This window comes from Tamlana crocina (genome assembly GCF_012037625.1).
The window spans coordinates 1-563 of sequence record NZ_JAAVJS010000114.1 but is presented as its reverse complement, the minus strand read 5'-3'; the positions used below and the strand labels follow the sequence as shown (position 1 = coordinate 563).

At 31.4% G+C, this 563-nt stretch carries 1 protein-coding gene; it reads left to right on the top strand.

The features are described 5' to 3' along the window. Window positions 1–74: 74 nt before the first annotated feature. Complete coding sequence (locus tag HC176_RS15875) at window positions 75–386, top strand: DUF6730 family protein (protein ID WP_167919969.1); 312 nt, start codon at window positions 75–77, stop codon at window positions 384–386. The last annotated feature ends 177 nt before the right edge of the window (window positions 387–563 follow it).

The window sequence follows — 563 nt, the reverse complement described above, 5'->3', positions numbered from 1 at the left end:
ATTAACCCTGAGTATTGCAAAACAGGTAATCAAAAGAATTATAAGTCAGGGATTTGAATACTAAACATGCGATTATGACAAAATTAGAGGAATTATCGGAACTGCTGGTTTCAGAAATTAGAAACTTTGAAGAGGTAGTCAAAAAGCTGGAGGAGATCCGGAAAACTAAGATTCAATTAGATCTTCAAAATTTGCAGAAGTTATTGACGGAGCACAAACAGGGCATAGAACGAATTATTATTCAGAATGAGAAATATCTCGAAATCTCGGAGACAATGAATAAAGAAATCAAATGCTATTTTAGAAAAGGAACATTTTTTTTCGCAGCCGGTTTAGTCATCAACCTTTGTTCCTGCCTGACAGTTCTTTACTTTTTATTGAATTAGAAAAAGGACAGATTAAGATTCGAAAAAAATAAACTAAAGAGATTTATTTAAATCAAGATAATAACCATAACATTTTAAAAAAATAAGCAGAAATGAAATCAAAGGTCTTCACAAGAGAGGAATTGTACAACCTTGTTTGGTCAAAATCTTTAAAAGAGATTACTGAAGAATTCCTCG

What these genes read in the sequence shown, in the direction of transcription:
- HC176_RS15875 (WP_167919969.1), top strand. Translation starts at nt 75, where the DNA reads ATGACAAAATTAGAGGAATTATCGGAACTGCTGGTTTCAGAAATTAGA.